Genomic DNA, 1659 nt, shown 5'->3' with positions numbered 1-1659 from the left:
GTGGCGGTCGGGCCTGCGCCACTACCGCTCGACGGGAAGCTGAGGACCGCCGGTGCCGGGAGGGGAACCGATGATCGAGATGACGGACGTGACCAAGACCTTCACCCTGCGGCGGCGCACGCGCGGGCGGCTGCGCCGCGCGCGGACGGCCGTCCGCGCGGTCGACGGGGTGTCGTTCACCGTGCCGCGCGGCGAGTTCCTGGGGTACCTGGGCCCGAACGGCGCGGGCAAGAGCACCACGATCAAGATGCTCACGGGCATCCTCACCCCGAGTTCGGGGCGGATCCGGGTGGCGGGGCTCGACCCGTCCCGTGCCCGGACGACGCTGGCCCGCCGCATCGGCGTGGTGTTCGGGCAGCGCACGACGCTGTGGTGGGACCTGCCGCTGAAGGACAGCCTCACCCTGGTCCGGCGGCTGTACCGGGTCGAGGAGCGCCCCTACCGGAGCCGCCTGGCGGAGCTGACCGAGCTGCTGGAGCTGGAGCCGTTCCTCGCCACGCCGGTCCGGCAGCTCAGCCTCGGCCAGCGGATGCGCGGCGACCTGGCCGCCGCGCTCCTGCACGATCCCGAGCTGCTGGTGCTGGACGAGCCGACGATCGGCCTGGACGTGGTGAGCAAGGCGACCGTGCGGGGGTTCCTCGCGCGGCTGAACGCCGAGCGCGGCACCACGATCCTGCTCACCACCCACGACCTCGGCGACATCGAGCGGCTGTGCCGGCGCGTGCTGATCATCGACCACGGGCGCGCGGCGTTCGACGGGGACCTGGCGGCGCTGCGCCGCGCGGCGGGCGCGGACCGGCAGCTCGTCGTCGAGCTGGCCGCGCCGGGGCCGCCGGTCGAGCTGGACGGCGTGCGGGTGACCGGCGTCGAGGGCCCGCGGCAGACGCTCCGCCTGCCGGACGGCACGAACGCCGCGTCGGTGGTGGCCGCGCTCGCCGCCCGCTACGAGGTCCGCGACATCGCCCTGCGCGAGACCGGCATCGAGGAGATCGTCGCCCGCCTCTACCGGGGCGACCAGGAGCTCTCGACCCCCGTCACCTCCTAGCCGGCCCGTGGAGGAACGCCGTCCCGGCCACGTCGGCCACGTCGGGCGCGTCGGCCACGTCGGGCGCGTCGGGCGCGTCGGGCGCGTCGCCCGCCGAAGCGGCGATCTTGCGCGAGCATGGGCCGGGTGCTGACGCGGATCACGCTCGTGCTGGCCCTCGTGCCCGCCGCTCCGCCCGCCCATGAGTTGCGGATCTCCCCCGGCGTCGTCGCCCGGGAGCTGCGCCAGGGGCGGGTCACCGGAACGCTGCTGGAGATCGACCTGCACCGGGCGCGGATCGGGCTGCTGCGCCCGCCGCCCGGAGGCTCCCGGGCCCGGGTCTCGGACATGGTGAACCGGGCGGGCGGCGTCGCGGGGGTCAACGGCGACTTCTTCGACATCTCCGAACTGGCGCACCACGGCGTGCCCGCCACCTTCGCCCCGGACGGCCCGGAGGTGGCGGACGGACGGGCGGTGCGCGCCGCCGTCCCCGAGGGGCAGCGGTTCGGCCCGTCCGCGCCGCCCGGCTCGTCCGGGACGGTGATCGGCGTGGACCGGCGTATATCTTCTTCAACGCAGAGACTTCATCAGAGAAGTAGATGCTATCAAGAAGGAGAATGCCATGAACGCCGCGG

At 74.6% G+C, this 1659-nt stretch carries 2 protein-coding genes; both read left to right on the top strand.

Annotated features, from left to right (window positions below):
- Positions 1-70: 70 nt before the first annotated feature.
- The gene (locus tag AB0J52_RS39410) at positions 71-1045 is read left to right on the top strand and encodes an ABC transporter ATP-binding protein (RefSeq protein WP_500188214.1); all 975 of its coding nucleotides are present in this window, start codon (positions 71-73) and stop codon (positions 1043-1045) included.
- 126 nt (positions 1046-1171) lie between these two features.
- Positions 1172-1659, top strand: a 488-nt coding sequence (locus tag AB0J52_RS39405) for a hypothetical protein (protein WP_500188212.1), incomplete at its 3' end; no start/stop codon positions are given.

This window comes from Spirillospora sp. NPDC049652, from assembly GCF_040675125.1.
Lineage (GTDB): Bacteria > Actinomycetota > Actinomycetes > Streptosporangiales > Streptosporangiaceae > Spirillospora.
Note: the sequence above shows the minus strand (reverse complement) of the source record. Positions and strands in the feature narration are given on the sequence as shown.

Bases quoted from the DNA above. Each gene is read 5' to 3' on its own strand.
- AB0J52_RS39410 (WP_500188214.1), top strand. From the start codon at position 71: ATGATCGAGATGACGGACGTGACCAAGACCTTCACCCTGCGGCGGCGC.